This is a genomic window from Streptomyces avidinii, assembly GCF_045161815.1.
Taxonomy (GTDB): Bacteria; Actinomycetota; Actinomycetes; order Streptomycetales; family Streptomycetaceae; genus Streptomyces; species Streptomyces avidinii.
The window spans coordinates 7,114,123-7,130,407 of the sequence record NZ_CP108863.1 but is presented as its reverse complement, the minus strand read 5'-3'; the positions used below and the strand labels follow the sequence as shown (position 1 = coordinate 7,130,407).

The following is a 16,285-nucleotide window of genomic DNA, read 5'->3' as shown; positions in this document are numbered from 1 at the left end:
ACGGGCAGCCTATCGGCTCGTCACGACCGCCTTGGACCTCAGTGGCAGTTCGCGCGACGAACGGCCCACGAACACCTCGCGGCGGCCGGAACCCAGCACCCAGGCGTGCTGCTCCGGGTCCCATGACGACAGCGTCCGCGCACCGATGTCGACGGTGACCCGCTGTGCCTCGCCGGGCGCCAGGACGAGCCGCCGGTAGCCGGCCAGTGCGCGCACCGGCTGGTCGAGCTCCAGCTCCGCGCAGGGCCCCACATACACCTGGGCCACCTCGGTGCCCTTGCGGCGGCCGGTGTTGCGGACGGTGAACTCCACCCTCAGCCGCCCTGCGCGCTCGGGCCGGACGGTGAGCTTCTCGTAGTGCCAGGTGGTGTACGAGAGCCCGTGCCCGAAGGGGAACAGCGGGGTCACCCGCTGGGCGTCGTACCAGCGGTGGCCGACGTGAATGCCCTCGGAGTACTCCTGCCGGCCGCTCACTCCCGGGTAGCGCAGCGGGTCGCCGCCGACCGGGGTGGCCCGCTCGTCGGTCGGAAAGGTCTGGGTGAGGCGGCCTCCGGGGTCCACGTCCCCGAAGAGGAGGTCGGCGGTGGCTCCCCCGCCCTCCTGGCCCGGGTAGTACATCTGGAGGACCGCCCCGGTCCGCGGGAGCCACGGCATGGTCGTGCTGGACGAGGTGTTGAGGACGACGGTCGTACGGGGGTTGGCGGCGGCCACCGCTTCGATCAGCCGCTCCTGCCCGCCCGGCAGCGCCAGGGAGGTCCGGTCCCTGCCCTCGGTGGCGTCCTCGTAGGCGAACAGGACCACACTGCGGGCGGACTTCGCGGTCCGCACGGCCTCGGCGAGGTCCGCGGCGCGGATCGCCCCGGTGGTGTGCCGGAGCCGGAAGCGCTGGCCCTTGTCCCCGCCCTCGGCGGTCACGGCGAGCCGGTGGGCGCCCGCCTTCAGGGCGAGGGTGCGGCGGCGGACGCTCATCCCGTCGGGTGCGGAGCCGAGCAGCCCGCCGGCGAAGTACTCGGCCACGCCCTGCCGGACGGGGAACAGTTCCTCCCCGTCGAGCCGCACGACGGGCCGCTTCCCGGTGTAGTGGACGAGCAGGGTCCACTCGTCGTCGGCCGTGAGGCGGAACTCCCCCTCGTGGGTCCAGACCTGGCCGGGGGCCACGGCCCGCTCGTCCAGGGCGGCGGCCGGGGTCAGCAGCTTCGCCGGGAGCGGACGCCCGTACACGTCCTCGCCGAGGGCGTAGCGCACGGACGCGCCGTTCCCGGCGCGCTGCCGGATGGCGGTGAGCGGGGCGGGTGCCCCGTCGGGGACCACCTGCGCGCTGCCACCGCCGCCGACGAAGGGCACCTGGCCGGTCGGCCCGATCACCGCGATCGAGCGGGCGGCGGCGCCGGTCAGGGGCAGGGTGCCGTGTTCGTTGCGCAGCAGTACGGCACCGGCGGTGGCCACCTTGCGTGCGGTCCGTGCGCCGGCGGCGGCGTCGCACGGGGGCCGGGCGGCGGGCCGGGCCGCGAGCAGCCCGAAGCGGTCCATGGTGGCCAGGATCCGGTGGACGGCGAGGTCGACGGCGTCTTCCGCCACGGAGCCACCGCGCACCGCCTCGCGCAGCGGTCCGCCGAAGTGGGTGCCGCCGGGCATCTCCATGTCGAGGCCGGCGCCGATGGCGGCGACGGTGCTGTGGGTGGCGTCCCAGTCGGACATCACCCAGCCGTCGAACCCCCAACTGCCGCGCAGCAGTTCGTCGAGCAGCGGCTTGCTCTCGCAGGCGTGGACCCCGTTGACCTTGTTGTACGCGCCCATGACGGCGCCCGCGCCGGCCGCCACTGCGGCCTCGAAGCCCCGTAGCTCGGTCTCGTGGAGGGTCCGCTCGGCGGCGATGACGTCGACGGTGTCGCGGCCGTGCTCCTGGTTGTTGAGGGCGAAGTGCTTGACGGTGGCGATGAGTCCCTCGTCCTGGATACCGCGGATCAGTTCGCCCACGAGGTCGGCGGTCAGTCCCGGGTCCTCGGCGAAGGTCTCGAAGTTCCGGCCCGCGTAGGGGGTGCGGATCAGGTTCACCATGGGGGCCAGCAGGACGTCCTGGCCGAGCGCCCGGCCCTCCCGGCCGATGACCCGGCCGTACTCGCGTGCCAGCGCCGGGTCGAAGGCGGAGGCGAGCAGCACGGGCGCGGGCAGCGCGGTGGCCGGTTCGGCGACCCGTACCCCGGCGGGTCCGTCGGCGAGGCGCAGCGCCGGGATGCCCAGGCGCGGTACGCCGGGCACGTAGCCGGCCTGGCCGAGCGGGGCGGGGTCCCGGGCTCCGTGCAGCAGGGCGGTCTTCTCGTCGAGGGTGAGGCGTTCCACGAGGGCGTCGACGCGGGCCGCGCCCTTGGCCTCGACGGGTGGTGCGGCGGACGGCGCCTCGGGGGCCGCGGCGCCCGGCGGTACCTCGGGTGCGCAGGCGGCGGCGCCGAGGGCCGTGCCCGCCGCGCCCGCCGCCGCGATGAGCCGCATCGCGGAACGTCTGGACACGGCCTCGCTCATGGGCGCTCCCTGCGGCGTGGGTCGGCGGGAGCGGCCCGCGCCGGACCGCTCCCGCGCCCACTGTGCGCCGCGCGCCCGCCGGGTCCGCCGAGACGCGCCACCGCGGCGCCCAGGTTCAGCCCTCCGGCAGCGGCGGCGCGGTGTCGGCGCCGCGCCGGGTCTCGTCCTGTCGCTGCACGCGCGCCTCGGTGCGGTGCCCGCGCGCGATGTAGTCCCGTACGACGGCCTCCACCGCGTCCTGCGGCGAGCCGACCCCGGCGAGCACCATCACCTCCACCACGAGCTCGGCATCGAGGCTGATGTTGACCTTGGCCACGGGCGTTCCCTCCGTCGTCGTGCGAGGGACTCTAGGCCGTGGTGGCCCGTGGAGGCAGCCGTTGGCTTACGGCTGTCGCTACGCGTTGGGGCGCAGGGTCCAGACGACGGTCATCTCGCCCGTCACGGCCTCGTCCTCGCGCTGGATGGCGATGGTGACGGGGAACTCGGGGCGGCCGCCTGCGTCGAGTTCGGCGACGACCTCCGCGGCCGGGCGGCCGAGGGTGGCGGTGGCGGTCACGACGCCCTTGGCGAGCTTCTTGTAGCCGATCTCGGCCTTCACGGCGAGCGGCACGGCGCGCGAGAGCTGGTCGCCGAAGGCGGCCAGGACGATCGCGCCGCTCGCGGACTCGGCGAGGGTGAACATGGCGCCGGCGTGGGGGCCGCCGACGTGGTTGTGGTAGTCGGGCTGGTCCGGGAGCCGGACGACCGCGCGCTCGGGGGTGGTCTCCAGGAACTGGAGGTTCAGGGTCCGGGCCATCGGCACGGTCGCGGCGAGCAGTTCGCCCACGTTCATCTGGTCTGCGCTCATGAAGCGCGATGTTACCCACGAGTAGTCCCGGTTGGCCAGAGCTCCCACGGGGGCGGCCGTGGCTCCCCACGGCCACGACCACTATCGTTACCGGCCATGTGGCCAGGACAGCAGCAGCCGCCCGGGGGCGAACAGAACCCTCAGGACGCGCATCAGAACCCGTACCAGCAGCAGCCGGGACAGCCGGGGCAGCAGCCGAACCCGTACCAGCAGCAGCCCGGTTACGGATACCCGCAGCAGCCGGGGTACCAGCAGCCCCAGGGCGCTCCCGGCCAGCAGTGGGGCCCTCCCCAGCCGCCCCAGGCACCTCAGGCACCTCAGGCGGCCGGCGGAAGCCCGTACTCGACCAAGACCGTGGCCATCGTCGCGGCGGCCGCGGTCGTCGTGGCGGCCGCCGCGACCGGCGCGTTCGTCCTGACCCGGGACGACAAGAAGACCGAGGCCAACGACAAGCCGCCGGCCAGCCCCTCGGCGCCGGCCTCCGAGGCTCCCGCCCCGGCCGGCAGCAGCCCGAACCCGCGGGCCGGCGGCAACGCCCAGCCCGTCATCCCGGGCTGGAAGGTCGTCGTCAACACGAAGTACGGCGTCAGCTACGACGTGCCCCCCGAGTGGAACGTCAACGACTCCGGCGTGTCCCTCTTCTTCGAGGACGAGGTCAAGAAGGACGGCAAGCCCGTCATCACCATGTCCGGAACCGCCACTCTCAAGGAGGAGTGGTGCACCTTCGACAAGGACGCCGACGGCCGGGTCGAGAAGTTCTCGGTCGGCGACGCCGGCGTCAAGGGCGCACAGGGCGCCAAGGACACCGCGCAGGCGGCGACCGACAACACCGGCACGTGGGTGTGGGCCGCCTTCGCGCAGAAGGAGCCCAAGGGCACGGTCAAGGTGACCGACCCCAAGGAACTCACGACCGCCTCCGGCATCAAGGGCCACATGGTGGTGGCGACCGCCACGGGCGTGAAGAAGGAGCACAAGTGCTCCACCGACGGCAAGGCGGTCGGCTTCGCCTTCAAGAACGCCACCGGTGACTTCGCCAGCTTCGTGCTCATCAGCGCGGCCGGTGTGAAGGACGAGGTCGGAACCGACATCACCGACAAGGTCCTCAGCTCCATCCGGCTCACCACTCCGTGATCCCCGCGTCCCGTGTCCCGGGTCGGGTTTCCGTTTTGGATTCTCGGCCCGGGGCGGGGATAGTCCGGGGGTGAGTTCTCCCCGCACCGCAGCACCCCGAACGCCCGCGAACCGCCGCCGCCCCGCCTGGGCCGGCCGCAATTACAGCCTGCTCACGGGTGCGGCGATCATCACGAACCTGGGGAGCCACGGAGCGCTCATCGCGGCCGCCTTCGCGGTCATGGAGGCCGGCGGATCCGGCGGCGACGTCGGCCTGGTCGCGGCGGCCCGCACGCTGCCGCTCGTCCTCTTCCTGCTCATCGGCGGCGCGGTCGCCGACCGGGTGCCCCGCCACCGCGTGATGGTCGCGGCCAACGCCCTGAACTGCCTCTCGCAGGCCGCCTTCGCCCTCCTGGTGCTCACCGGCGAACCCCAGCTGTGGCAGATGATGCTGCTGACGGCCCTGTGCGGCACCGGAACGGCCTTCTTCAACCCCGCCGCCGAGGGCATGCTGCTCTCCACGGTCTCCGGAGAACACGCCAACCGTGCCTTCGCCCTCTTCCGCATGGCGATGAACGGCGCCGGCATCGGCGGCGCGGCCCTCGGCGGAGCGATGATCGCCGCGATCGGCCCGGGCTGGGTCCTGGCCGCCGACGCGGCGGCCTTCGCGGTCGCCGGCGCCCTGCGTGCCTTCCTCGACGTCAGCCACGTCCCCGACCGGGCTCCCGGCGGCGGCCTGCTCTCCGATCTGCGCGAGGGCTGGGTGGAGGTCAGGACCCGCCCCTGGCTGTGGAGCATCGTGCTCCAGTTCTCCGTCGTCGTCGCCGTCGTCGGCGCTGCCGACGCGGTCTACGGGCCGCTGGTCGCCCGTGACCAACTGGGCGGGTCCGCGCCCTGGGGGCTGGCCCTGGCCTTCTTCGGAGTCGGCACCATCGCCGGGGCCGTCCTGATGATGGCGTGGAAGCCGCGCCGGCTGCTGCTGGTCGGCACCCTGTGCGTGTTCCCGCTGGCGCTGCCCTCGGCGGGGCTGGCGGTGCCGCTGCCCGTGTGGGGGCTGTGCGTGGTGATGCTCATCAGCGGCGCCGCGATAGAGGTGTTCGGCGTGAACTGGATGACCGCGATGCACCAGGAGATCCCGGAGGAGAAGTTCTCCCGGGTCACCGCCTACGACTGGTTCGGCTCGGTGTCGATGCTGCCGCTGGCCACCGCCCTGGCCGGACCGGCCGAAGCGGCGTTCGGGCGCACCCAGGCGCTGTGGGGGTGCGCGGTCCTGGTCGTCGTGCCCACCGCCCTCGTGCTGCTGGTCCCGGACGTCCGCCGCATGACCCGCAGGGCGCACGGCAAGACCATTGCGCCGGCCACGGCCACTGCACCGGAGACACCGGTGCCGGTGCCGGCACCGGCACCGGCACCGGCCGAACAGGCTCCCACCGGCCTCTGACGCACGCCTGGCTTCCGGCCGCCGCCCGGTCCCTGATGCCCGCCGGGCGCCGGCCGCTCACCCCAGGCTGAACGCGCCCTCCGGCGGCGCCGGTGAAGGGGCCGCGTCCGCATCGGCCACGGGCGTCGCGCCCTTCCTGAACCGTGCCAGCCCGTCCCCGAACTCCACCCGGGCGGGAAACGCGTCGCCCGCGCACCGCCGGGCCAGCGCCCCCACCTCCAGCGGGGCGTCGGAGGCCAGCAGCACGGCGTTCCCGAACCGCCTGCCCCGCAGCACCGCGGGCTCCGCGACCAGCGCCAGCTCCGGGAACACCTCCGCGAAGTTGGCCACCTGCGCCCGCAGGAAGTCGAAGGGCGCCCCGTCGGCCAGGTTCGCCGCGTACAGCCCGCCGGGCCGCAACACCCGCGCGGCCGCCCGCGCGTACTCCACCGACGTCAGCTGCGCGGGCACCCGCGAGCCGCCGAACACATCGGCCACCACCACGTCCGCGCTCCCCGCGGGCGCCGCCTCCAGCCAGGCGCGGGCGTCGGCCGTGTGCACCGTGACACCGGAGCCCGCCGCGAGCGGCAGGTGCTCGGCCACCAGCTCCACCAGGCCCGCGTCGAACTCGACGACCGCCTGCCGGGATCCGGGCCGGGTCGCCGCGGCATAGCGCGGCAGGGTGAGCGCGCCGCCGCCGAGGTGCAGCAGGTCCAGCGCGAGCCCCGGCTCGGCCGCGCAGTCCAGGACGTGCGCGAGGCGGCGTACGTACTCGAACTCCAGGTGCTGCGGATCGTCCAGGTCCACGTACGACTGCGGGGCCCCGTCGACGGTCAGCAGCCAGGCCCGCTCCCGGTCCACGTCCGGCATCAGCTTGGCGGTGCCCTGGCCCACGTCCCGGACGACCGGGATCTGTTCGTCGCTCACCGCTCCATTGTCCGGCAGGAGCCCGGGCGGTTCCGGGCGGGCCTCAGGCCGCCCGGCCCGACCAGACCTCCGTCGCCTCCCGCACGTGCTCCGCGGCCTGCGCCAGGCCCGCCCGCGCCGCCGGGTCCCGCCGCGCCGGATCCAGCACGTTGCGCCCGAAGACCTTGCGGGCGGCGGCCGAGGGGGTGATCAGCAGCACCCGTGCCCCAGCCGCCCGGAGCCGCTCGGCCTGTGCCGAGGGCGAGGGAACCAGCTTGGAGCCGAGCGACAGCGGGGCGACGATCACCACGCGCGCGTAGCCCTCGGCCAGATCGGCGTTGGTGGCGGAGCAGATCCCGCCGTCGATGAAACGGCGCCCGCCGACCGTCACCGGCGGCCACACCCCGGGCACGGCGCAGCTCGCCGAGACGGCGTCGACGAGTCCGCTGCCGCTCCCCCGGTCGAACGCCTTGAGTTCACCGCTGAGCGCGTCCACCGCCGTGACGACGAGCCGCCGCTCGGGCCACTCGTGCGAAACCAGCCGGGCGGCCAGGACCTTGCGCCGCTCCGTCTCCGGGCCGGTGTCGGCGGCCAGCGCCATGGCGCCGATCCGCTGCCGGTAGGCCGTCCCGGTGCGAGAGCCCACCATCGCGACGGCGTACCGGGCGACGAGGCCCGCCCCCAGTTTCGCCGCGACCTCCCCGGCGGGGTCGCCGAGCTGGCGCTCGTACAGCTCCTGCGCGGTGAGCAGCCCGGAGGTGAGCTGGGCACCGACCACGGAACCCGCGGACGTGCCGACGACCAGGTCGGCGGTGGTGAGGTCCACGCCCGCGCGGGCGAGCCCGTAGAGGATTCCGCACTCCCAGCCCACGCCGGTCAGTCCCCCGCCGCCGAGCACCAGTGCCGTGTCGCCGCCCATCTCCGCCCGCCCCTTCGATCGCGCCTGTGGTGACGGCAGTCTGGCTCAGCCGTCCTGCCGTCACCACAGTGGGTCCGGATCGGACCGGGATCAGGACCCGGATCGGACCCTGATCGGACCGGGATCAGGCCCGGGAGCGGCCCCGGATCAGCCCAGCACCGCAGTCACCGTCCCCGCGCCGACGGTCCGCCCGCCCTCGCGGATCGCGAAGCCGAGCCCGGACTCCAGCGGGACGTCCCGGCCGAGCTCGACGGTCATCGTGACCGTCTCCCCGGGCCGGGCCACGGCGGCCTCGCCCAGGTCCACGTCCCCCACCACGTCGGCGGTGCGGATGTAGAACTGCGGCCGGTAGCCGCTGGCGACCGGTGTCGTACGTCCGCCCTCGCGCCCGGAGAGCACGTACACCTGCGCGGTGAACCTGCGCCGCGGGATCACACTGCCGGGCGCGGCCACCACGTGCCCGCGGCGCACGCCGTCGCGCGGCACTCCGCGCAGCAGCAGTGCGACGTTGTCCCCGGCCTCGGCGGACTCCATCGGCTTGCCGAAGGTCTCCAGTCCGGTGACGACCGTCAGGGCGGGCGCGCCGTCGCCGCCGAGGATCGCCACGTGGTCCCCGAGGCGGACGGTGCCCCGCTCGACGGCTCCGGTCACGACGGTCCCGCGCCCGGTGATGGTCAGCACGTTCTCCACCGGCAGCAGGAACGGCGCGTCCGTGTAGCGCACCGGGGTCGGCACGTACGTGTCCACCGCGTCCAGCAGCGCCCGGATCGCCTCCGTCCACCGCGGGTCGCCCTCCAGCGCGCCGAGCCCGGAAACCCGTACGACCGGCGCGCTGTCGCCGCCGTAGCCGTGCGCGGTGAGCAGCTCGCGGACCTCCAGCTCGACCAGGTCGGTCAGCTCGGGGTCGCCGGCGTCGGCCTTGTTGAGCGCCACCACGATGTGGTCGACACCGACCTGGCGGGCGAGGAGCACGTGCTCGGCGGTCTGTGGCATGACCCCGTCGAGCGCGGAGACGACGAGGATCGCCCCGTCGAGTTGGGCGGCGCCGGTGACCATGTTCTTGATGTAGTCGGCGTGGCCGGGCATGTCCACATGGGCGTAGTGCCGGGTGCCGGTCTCGTACTCGACGTGCGTGAGGTTGATCGTGATGCCTCGGCGGGACTCCTCGGGAGCCCGGTCGATGCGGTCGAACGGCACGAAGGAGGCGCCGCCGCTCTCGGCGAGGACCTTGGTGATGGCGGCGGTGAGGGTGGTCTTGCCGTGGTCGACGTGACCCATGGTGCCGATGTTGAGGTGCGGCTTGGTGCGCACGAAGGCCGTCTTGGCCATGATTCATTCCCGTGTCCGGAAGCTGGAACGGGACCCCGAGGCCGAGCCGACCCTCCCCCTGCGGGGTCCGCCGGACGATCCGGGAAGGGTCAGCTTCGTGCGCCGTCGAATGCGGCGAAGACAGGTGCGCCTGCAAATTCGGCAGCCTTCGGCGCGTCCGCGACTGCGGACGGCGCTGCGAGGAAGGCGTACCGGTTCATGCCACTGATCCTGCCGGACGGTCAGGGACGCGTCGAATGGATTACCTCACGCTCAGAGGTTCTTGAGCGCCTCGCGCACGGACAGAGGGGCCAGGGTGCCGCGTTCGGCCTCGACGAAGGCGCGCACGGCCTCCGGATCCGTCTTCGCGTACTCCCGCAGGGCCCAGCCGATCGCCTTGCGCAGGAAGAATTCCGGGTGGCCGGCCCGGCGGCGGCAGTAGTCGAAGAGCCGTCCGCTGTCGGTGGCGGCCTTGAAGCGGAGCTGGTGGAGCAGGGCGGTGCGGGCGAGCCAGAGGTTCTCGTCCTCGATCCACTCGTCCATCACGGCCGCGAGCCGCGGATCGGCGGCCACCAGCGGGCCGACCGTGTGCGCGGCCAGCAGGTCGACGGTGTCCCACCAGGGGACGGTGACGATCAGGTGCCGGGCCACCGGCAGGAAGCCGGACGAGCAGCGGGCGACGTGGCGGCGCAGGTAGTCCACGGCGAAGTAGTGGTACTCACGTTCCGGGAGCAGCCAGCAGCGCAGCGCGAGCGCCGCGCAGTCCGACTCGGAGGGTTTCGGAGTGTCCTTCGTCACGGTCCTCGACAGGTCGCGGCGCAGCGGGGTGGGGATGCCGAGGAAGGGCGCGACGTCCTTCATGTACGCGGCCATGGCCCGGGCCCTCACGGGATCGGCGGCCGCCCCGTACGCCCCGGGCAGTCGCTCCATCAGGGTGTCCGCGAGGGCGCTGCGGGGAACTCGCGGGGGTCGCCGGTCGTTCGACAGCATGAGGCCCAGATTACGGCGGGACGCCGCATACGTCGGCTAGTCTCCCGGGATGTCCCTCCTCCTCGCGCCGTGGGCCCGGCTGTCGCTGCTCGTCGTGCTGCTCGTGGCGGCCGGCGTGTGCGTGCTGCTGTACCAGCCCCAGCGCATCCTCTCGGAGGGCTGGCCCCCGGGGCTCCCGGTGGGCACGGCGGTCCTGCTGTTCGCAGCCGCGTACGGTGTGTGCACGGCCGCCCTCGTGCCGCGCCCCCTGCTCAATCTGGCCGCGGGAGCCCTCTTCGGCTCCCAGTTCGGCCTTGTCGCGGCGGTCGGCGGCACCGTGCTCGGCGCCGCGATCTCCTTCGGACTGGGCCGGATCATGGGCCAGGAGGCTTTGCGGCCGTTCCTGCGCGGACGCTGGCTCCAGGCGGCCGACGGCCAGCTCAGCCGGCACGGTTTCCGCTCGATGCTCGCCGTCCGGCTCTTCCCCGGAGTGCCGTTCGTGGTGGCCAACTACTGCGCCGCGGTGTCGCGGTGCGGCTGGGGCCCCTTCCTCCTCGCCACCGCGGTCGGCGTCGTCCCGAACACGGCCGCGTACGTGATCGCGGGGGCCAGCGCCTCCTCCCCCGGATCGCCCGCGTTCCTCTTCTCGTTCGGCTTCATCCTCCTCTCCGTGGTGGGCGGTGCGATCGTCGGATGGCGCAAGCGGCACCGCCTGGCACCCGCTCGAACCGGGGATCGGGTGTCCGAACTGACGCCCCAGCACCCCCCTGTGGTCAGTGGCGCTTCGCACGGGCCCTAGCATCGGACGCGAACTGCCCGACGATCACAAGGACGAGCGCACCCCGACATGAGCTGGTTCGAATCCCTAATCCTCGGTCTCGTCCAGGGGCTTACGGAGTTCCTCCCGATCTCCTCCAGCGCCCACCTGCGGCTGACCGCGGCGTTCGCCGGCTGGCACGACCCAGGAGCGGCCTTCACCGCGATCACCCAGATCGGCACCGAGGCCGCCGTGCTGATCTACTTCCGCAAGGACATCGCGCGGATCATCTCCACCTGGTTCCGCTCCCTGTACACGAAGGCCCTGCGCTCCGAACAGGACGCCAAGATGGGCTGGCTGGTGATCGTCGGATCGCTGCCGATCGGCATCCTCGGCCTCGTCTTCAAGGACGCGATCGTGGGCCCGGCCCGTGACCTGCGGCTGACGGCCACCACCCTGATCCTGATGGGCATCGTGCTCGGCATCGCCGACCGGCTGGCCGCCCGCGACGAGGAGGGCGGCCGGCACCGCGCCATCCGCGAGCGCAAGACGCTCCAGGAGCTGGGCGTCAAGGACGGTCTGATCTTCGGTCTCTGCCAGGCGATGGCCCTGATCCCGGGTGTTTCCCGGTCCGGCGCCACCATTTCCGGCGGTCTGCTGCTCGGCTTCACCCGCGAGGCCGCGGCCCGCTACTCCTTCCTCCTCGCGATCCCGGCCGTGCTGGCCTCGGGGGCGTTCGAGATCAAGGACGTGGTGGAGAACCCGGGTCACATCTCCTGGGGGCCGACGATCTTCGCGACGGTCATCGCCTTCTTCGTGGGCTACGTCGTGATCGCGTGGTTCATGAAGTTCATCTCGACCAAGAGCTTCATGCCCTTCGTGATCTACCGGATCCTCCTGGGCATCCTGCTGTTCGTGCTGATCGGCACGGACGTGCTGAGCCCGCACGCGGGTGAGTCCGGCTCCTAGCGGGACCCCGTTCCACCACTTCGCGTGAACCGCAGGCCGCTCGGGAACGTTCCCGGGCGGCCTGCGCGTCGTTGTGCCTGAAGAGAGCGGAAGGCAAACAGCAGGGGGTGCCCCATGGGTCGAGTGGTGCTGGAGCGATTTCCCGCCGGAAGTCCGCGCGGAAGTTGGCCCGCCGAGGAGTACGCGGCACAGCGGATGCGCGAGGGCGTGCCGGCCGAGGTGGTCATGGACCTGGACAGCGACGCGTTCCTCGTCGTGGTCCGGCAGCGGGAGTCCCGTTCCGGTCACTGACCGCCCGCGGGAGGAGCCGGTGGGCGCACGGCCCTTGGCCTCGCGCCCGACCGGCCCCACACTGACCCGATGACTCAGCGTGTGGATCTCGCGACGGTGATGGACCGGCTGGCGATCGACGAGGTGGTCACGGGCTACGCGGTTGCCGTCGATGACGGGGACTGGGCCGCCTACCGGGCCCTGTTCACCGCCGGCGGGCGGGTCGACTACAGCACGGCGGGCGGAATCAAGGGCCCGGTGGCGGAGGTGGCGGACTGGCTGGCGCAGACCATGACGCTCTTCCCCGTGCGCCAGCACCTGATCGTCAATCGGCTGATCCGGCTGGAGGACGTGGGCGGCTCGCCCGGGGACAGCGCCCAGGTCCGGGCGGACTTCCTCAACCCGATGCGGCTGGCCGGGCCGGACGCCGACCCCGAGGTCACCGCGCCGAATTTCGTCGCCGCCGGCCGGTACACCTTCGCGCTGGCCCGCACCCGGGACGGCTGGCGGCTCACCCGCGTCACCGTGCACGAGAAGTGGCGGCACATGTCCGCCTGAGCCGGGCGGATGCCGCTCGACTCGGCCCGGACGTCCGGCACTGCCACACTGGAAGCGGAGGCGCGCCATGATCACGACGGGCATGCGGTGGTGGTCCCCTCGATGGCGTGCGCCCGCCGCCGTCGCCGCGGGGGCGCTGCCCGCGCTCGCCTTCCCCGCCCCCGCGCTCTGGTGGTTCGCCTACGTCGCCCTCGTGCCCTGGATGCTGCTGCTGCGGTCGGCCCCCACCGGGCGGCGGGCGGCCCTGGAGGGCTGGCTCGGCGGCGCCGGTTTCATCCTGGCCGTCCACCACTGGCTGCTGCCCAGCCTGCACGTGTTCCTGATCCCGGTGGCCGCGCTGCTCGGGCTGCTCTGGATCCCCTGGGCCCTTCTGGTGCGGGAGTTCCTCGGCGGGGTCCCGGCCGCGGGCCGGGCCTGGTGCGCGCTCGTCCTCGTACCGGCGGGGTGGCTGCTGTCGGAGCTGGTGCGGTCCTGGCAGGGGCTGGGCGGGCCGTGGGGGTTGCTGGGGGCCAGCCAGTGGCAGGTGGCGCCCGCCCTGCGGCTGGCCTCGGTGGGCGGCGTGTGGCTGGTCAGCCTGCTGGTGGTGGCGGTGAACTGCGCGCTGGTGCTGCTGGTCGCGGTGCCGGGCGCGCGGCTCCCGGCGGTGGCCGGCATGACCGGGTGCGCGGTGCTGACGGGGGCGGTGTGGGTGTGGGCGGCGCGGCCTGCGGAGTCGGGCCGGCTGCGCGTGGCCGTCGTACAGCCGGGCCCGGTGGCGGACGGCCCGGACAGTGTGGAGCGCCGGTTCGCCATCGGGGAGCGGCTGACGCGGCCGCTGGCCGGGGAGCGGGTCGACCTGGTGGTGTGGGGCGAGAGCAGCGTCGGGGAGGACCTGACGGCCCGCCCGGACCTGGCCCGGCGGCTGGCGGCGCTGTCGGCGGAGGTCGGGGCTCCGCTGCTGGTGAACGTGGACGCGCGGCGGGCGGACCGCCCGGGCATCTACAAGAGCGCGGTGCTGGTGGGTCCGCAGGGCCCCACCGGCGACCGGTACGACAAGATGCGGCTCGTTCCCTTCGGGGAGTACGTCCCGGCCCGTGCGCTGTTCGGCTGGGCCACCTCGGTGGGCCGGGCCGCGGGCGAGGACCGGGTGCGCGGTGACGCCCCGGTGGTCATGGACCTGCCCGGACGGCCGGGCGGGCGCACGGCGGGCACCTCCGTCCGCCTGGGCCCGTTGGTCTGCTTCGAGTCGGCCTTCCCCGACATGAGCCGGCGCCTCACGCTCGACGGGGCCTCCCTGCTTGTCGCCCAGTCGGCGACCTCCTCGTTCCAGGAGAGCTGGGCCCCGGCCCAGCACGCCTCGCTGGCCGCGCTGCGGGCCGCGGAGAACGGCCGCCCGATGGTGCACGCCACGCTCACGGGCATCAGCGTGGTGCACGGCCCGTCCGGCGAGCGGATCGGCGCCGCACTGCCCACCTCCGCGAGCACGGCGGCGGTGTACGAGGTCCCGCTCGCCCGGGGCACGACCCTCTACGTCCGCTTCGGGGACTGGCCGCCGGCCGCCGCCCTCGCCGCGCTCGCCGTGTACTGCGCGGTGGCGGGCAGCCGTGCGCTCAGGAGGCCTGCGCCAGAGCCGAGCCCACCACCTTCTCGCACAGCTCGTGGGTGAGCAGCGCGTCGCGGGCGCTGAGCGTGCTGCCCGTCGTGACGGCCGCCAGGAAGTGGTCGACCACCTGTTCGATGCCGCGCTGGCGGGCGACCGGGACCCAGTCGCCGCGGCGCCGCACGGTCGGCTGGCCCTTGTGGTCGATGACCTCCGCGAGGTTGACGACCTGCCGCTTGGTGTCGCGGCCGGAGACCTCCAGGATCTCCTCGGTGGAGCCCGACAGGCGGTTCATGATGCCGAGGGCGGTGAAGCCCGCGCCGGACAGCTGGAGCACCACCTGGTGCATCAGCCCCTCGCGCACCACCGCCCGGACGTCGACGTGCTCGGCCTCGCCGGGCAGCAGGAAGCGCAGGGTGTCGACGACGTGGATGAAGTCGTCCAGCACCAGCGTGCGCGGCTCCTCCGGCAGACCGACCCGGTTCTTCTGCATGACGATCAGCTCGCGGGGATGGTCGGCGCACTGCGCGTAGCCGGGCGCGTAGCGGCGGTTGAAGCCGACGGCGAGCGAGACGCGGCGCTCCTCGGCCAGTTCGACCAGCTGCCGCGACTGCGCGATCTCGTAGGCGAGCGGCTTGTCCACGTACGTGGGTACGCCGGCCTCCAGCAGCCGTGTGACGATCTCGGGGTGGGCCACGGTCGCGGCGTGCACGAAGGCCGCGTCGAGCCCTTCGGCGAGGAGCGCGTCGAGATCGGCGTGCCGGCGCGCGGCCGGCACGTGGTGGGTGTCGCCGACATCGGCCAGCGTGGCGGGGTTACGGGTCTGCAGGTGCAGCTCGATGCCCGGGCGGGTGGTGAGGACGGGAAGGTACGCCTTCTGCGCGATGTCGCCGAGTCCGATGCAGCCGACCTTCACCGGGCGCCTCCAGGTTCGTTCCTTATGGGATCTCCCGCAGCTTAATCCCTGGTGGTGGGGGCTCCGTTCGCCGAGGATGAGCCCCATGACCTCCAGTTCTGGATCACACCGCAACGAACCCGCCACCACCGCCGACGAGCGGGACATGCTGGACGGATGGCTCGACTACCACCGCTCCACCCTCGTCTGGAAGTGCGAGGGGCTCCAGGACGAGCAGCTGCGCCGCACCCCGCTCGCGCCCTCCGAGTTGAGCCTCCTGGGCCTCGTACGCCACATGGCGGAGGTGGAGCGGTACTGGTTCCGGGAGATCACGCTGGGCGAGGACCTCCCCGAGCTGTACTGCACGAGCGAGGACCCGGACGGCGATTTCCACGTCACCGAGAAGGACACCTGGGCCGAGGTCGAGCAGGTCTGGCAGACCGAGGTCGAACTCGCGCGTCAGGCCGCCGCGGGCCGTTCGCTGGACACGGTGTCGCGGGCCGAGAGCCACCACCGCGGCGAGGTGTTCAGCCTGCGCTGGGTCTACACCCACATGATCGAGGAGTACGCACGCCACAACGGCCATGCGGACCTGCTGCGCGAGCAGATAGACGGCGCCACCGGCGATTAGCGGGTGTGGCCGTCACCCGTGCGGGGTGAATATCGGCCGCGGGTTTTCGCAACGGGGTCCTCGCACAGCAGAGTTGCGCGAGTGCATCCAACCCGAACCACGACAAGGCTGTTGCTCGGAGTCGCCTGCGCCGTCTCGGCGGTCTCCGGCTGTGTGAATGTGAGCCCCGGACCCGTGCAGCCGGCGACGGCTCCCACCGCCGGGGTACCGCCCCGCCACGAGCCGCGCGGCGGGCCGGGGGCCGCGCCCGTGGCCGTCCGGGCACCGGCCCTGGAGGCGCTGGAGGCGGTGGAGGCGGCCCCGGAGCGGCCCGGGGCCCCGGCGGCCCCGGCGCCCGCCCAGAGGTCCGCACAGCGCCCGCTGCCGGGCGGCTCGGGCGGGGCGGTACAGGAGGCGCCGCCGGTCCCGGACATCCCGGAGCCGCGGCGGGCCGCCGAGTCGGTCTCCGGGCGGCCCGGCGGCCGTCCCCAGCGGTCCCGGCCCGACGCCGAGGTGGAGCGCGAGCTGATCCGGAAGCTGCCGGTGCGGCCGGCCGACGTGTGCGCGCTGGGCCGAAGGCACGGACGCTGGCACCCCGACAGCCCGGAGGCCCGTATCTGCGCCGGCGCCCACGCGGACTGAGCTCCC

At 73.5% G+C, this 16,285-nt stretch carries 17 protein-coding genes; 9 read left to right on the top strand and 8 right to left on the bottom strand.

All coding sequences use genetic code 11. From position 1 onward, the window contains the following. Positions 1-9: 9 nt before the first annotated feature. The 3 genes from OG373_RS32240 to OG373_RS32230 form a co-directional block, all read right to left on the bottom strand. Positions 10-2,520 (bottom strand): beta-glucosidase, encoded by a 2,511-nt coding sequence (locus OG373_RS32240; RefSeq protein ID WP_405441897.1) that lies wholly within the window; start codon positions 2,518-2,520, stop codon positions 10-12. Positions 2,521-2,635: 115 nt separating this feature from the next. Beyond that, positions 2,636-2,836, bottom strand: coding sequence for a type II toxin-antitoxin system VapB family antitoxin (locus tag OG373_RS32235; RefSeq protein WP_405441896.1), 201 nt, complete (start codon positions 2,834-2,836; stop codon positions 2,636-2,638). A gap of 78 nt (positions 2,837-2,914) precedes the next feature. Then, positions 2,915-3,367: a DUF4442 domain-containing protein gene (locus OG373_RS32230; protein WP_189973593.1), complete on the bottom strand. Its 453-nt coding sequence runs from the start codon at positions 3,365-3,367 to the stop codon at positions 2,915-2,917. 96 nt (positions 3,368-3,463) lie between these two features. Between OG373_RS32230 and OG373_RS32225 the strand changes: the two genes are divergently transcribed. After that, complete coding sequence (locus tag OG373_RS32225) at positions 3,464-4,498, top strand: hypothetical protein (protein WP_405441895.1); 1,035 nt, start codon at positions 3,464-3,466, stop codon at positions 4,496-4,498. Positions 4,499-4,568: 70 nt separating this feature from the next. Then, the gene (locus tag OG373_RS32220; protein ID WP_405441894.1) at positions 4,569-5,918 is read left to right on the top strand and encodes an MFS transporter; all 1,350 of its coding nucleotides are present in this window, start codon (positions 4,569-4,571) and stop codon (positions 5,916-5,918) included. Between the two features lie 57 nt (positions 5,919-5,975). Here the strand turns inward: OG373_RS32220 and OG373_RS32215 are convergent, their stop codons facing one another. The 4 genes from OG373_RS32215 to OG373_RS32200 all read right to left on the bottom strand — a co-directional run bounded on the left by OG373_RS32215 (position 5,976) and on the right by OG373_RS32200 (position 10,020). Further along, positions 5,976-6,767 (bottom strand): spermidine synthase, encoded by a 792-nt coding sequence (locus OG373_RS32215; protein ID WP_405444277.1) that lies wholly within the window; start codon positions 6,765-6,767, stop codon positions 5,976-5,978. 100 nt (positions 6,768-6,867) lie between these two features. Next, a complete protein-coding gene (locus tag OG373_RS32210; RefSeq protein WP_405441893.1) occupies positions 6,868-7,722 on the bottom strand; it encodes a patatin-like phospholipase family protein in 855 nt (284 codons plus the stop codon). A 147-nt stretch (positions 7,723-7,869) separates the two neighbouring features. Next, positions 7,870-9,051 (bottom strand): elongation factor Tu, encoded by a 1,182-nt coding sequence (tuf, locus tag OG373_RS32205; RefSeq protein WP_405441891.1) that lies wholly within the window; start codon positions 9,049-9,051, stop codon positions 7,870-7,872. A gap of 252 nt (positions 9,052-9,303) precedes the next feature. Continuing rightward, positions 9,304-10,020 (bottom strand): DNA alkylation repair protein, encoded by a 717-nt coding sequence (locus tag OG373_RS32200; RefSeq protein WP_405441889.1) that lies wholly within the window; start codon positions 10,018-10,020, stop codon positions 9,304-9,306. Positions 10,021-10,069: 49 nt separating this feature from the next. Between OG373_RS32200 and OG373_RS32195 the strand changes: the two genes are divergently transcribed. The 5 genes from OG373_RS32195 (at position 10,070) to lnt (ending at position 14,198) form a co-directional block, all read left to right on the top strand. Then, entirely contained in the window at positions 10,070-10,798 is a 729-nt protein-coding gene (locus tag OG373_RS32195) for a TVP38/TMEM64 family protein (protein ID WP_405441888.1), read from the top strand. Positions 10,799-10,846: 48 nt separating this feature from the next. Further along, entirely contained in the window at positions 10,847-11,725 is an 879-nt protein-coding gene (locus OG373_RS32190) for an undecaprenyl-diphosphate phosphatase (RefSeq protein WP_405441887.1), read from the top strand. A 114-nt stretch (positions 11,726-11,839) separates the two neighbouring features. Further along, positions 11,840-12,016 carry a hypothetical protein gene (locus tag OG373_RS32185; protein ID WP_181382610.1) on the top strand — a complete coding sequence of 59 codons (177 nt, stop codon included), beginning with the start codon at positions 11,840-11,842 and terminating at the stop codon, positions 12,014-12,016. A gap of 69 nt (positions 12,017-12,085) precedes the next feature. Beyond that, complete coding sequence (locus OG373_RS32180; RefSeq protein WP_405441886.1) at positions 12,086-12,553, top strand: nuclear transport factor 2 family protein; 468 nt, start codon at positions 12,086-12,088, stop codon at positions 12,551-12,553. A gap of 67 nt (positions 12,554-12,620) precedes the next feature. Then, positions 12,621-14,198 (top strand): apolipoprotein N-acyltransferase, encoded by a 1,578-nt coding sequence (lnt, locus tag OG373_RS32175; protein ID WP_405441885.1) that lies wholly within the window; start codon positions 12,621-12,623, stop codon positions 14,196-14,198. Here the strand turns inward: lnt and OG373_RS32170 are convergent. Next, the gene (locus OG373_RS32170) at positions 14,143-15,048 is read right to left on the bottom strand and encodes a Gfo/Idh/MocA family protein (RefSeq protein WP_405441883.1); all 906 of its coding nucleotides are present in this window, start codon (positions 15,046-15,048) and stop codon (positions 14,143-14,145) included. The two genes, lnt and OG373_RS32170, sit on opposite strands and share 56 nt — an antisense overlap. A gap of 85 nt (positions 15,049-15,133) precedes the next feature. On the opposite strand from OG373_RS32170, the gene OG373_RS32165 reads away from it, so the two are divergent. Next, positions 15,134-15,658: a DinB family protein gene (locus OG373_RS32165; protein ID WP_405441881.1), complete on the top strand. Its 525-nt coding sequence runs from the start codon at positions 15,134-15,136 to the stop codon at positions 15,656-15,658. 81 nt (positions 15,659-15,739) lie between these two features. Further along, positions 15,740-16,279 carry a hypothetical protein gene (locus OG373_RS32160; protein WP_405441880.1) on the top strand — a complete coding sequence of 180 codons (540 nt, stop codon included), beginning with the start codon at positions 15,740-15,742 and terminating at the stop codon, positions 16,277-16,279. Positions 16,280-16,285: the final 6 nt, after the last annotated feature.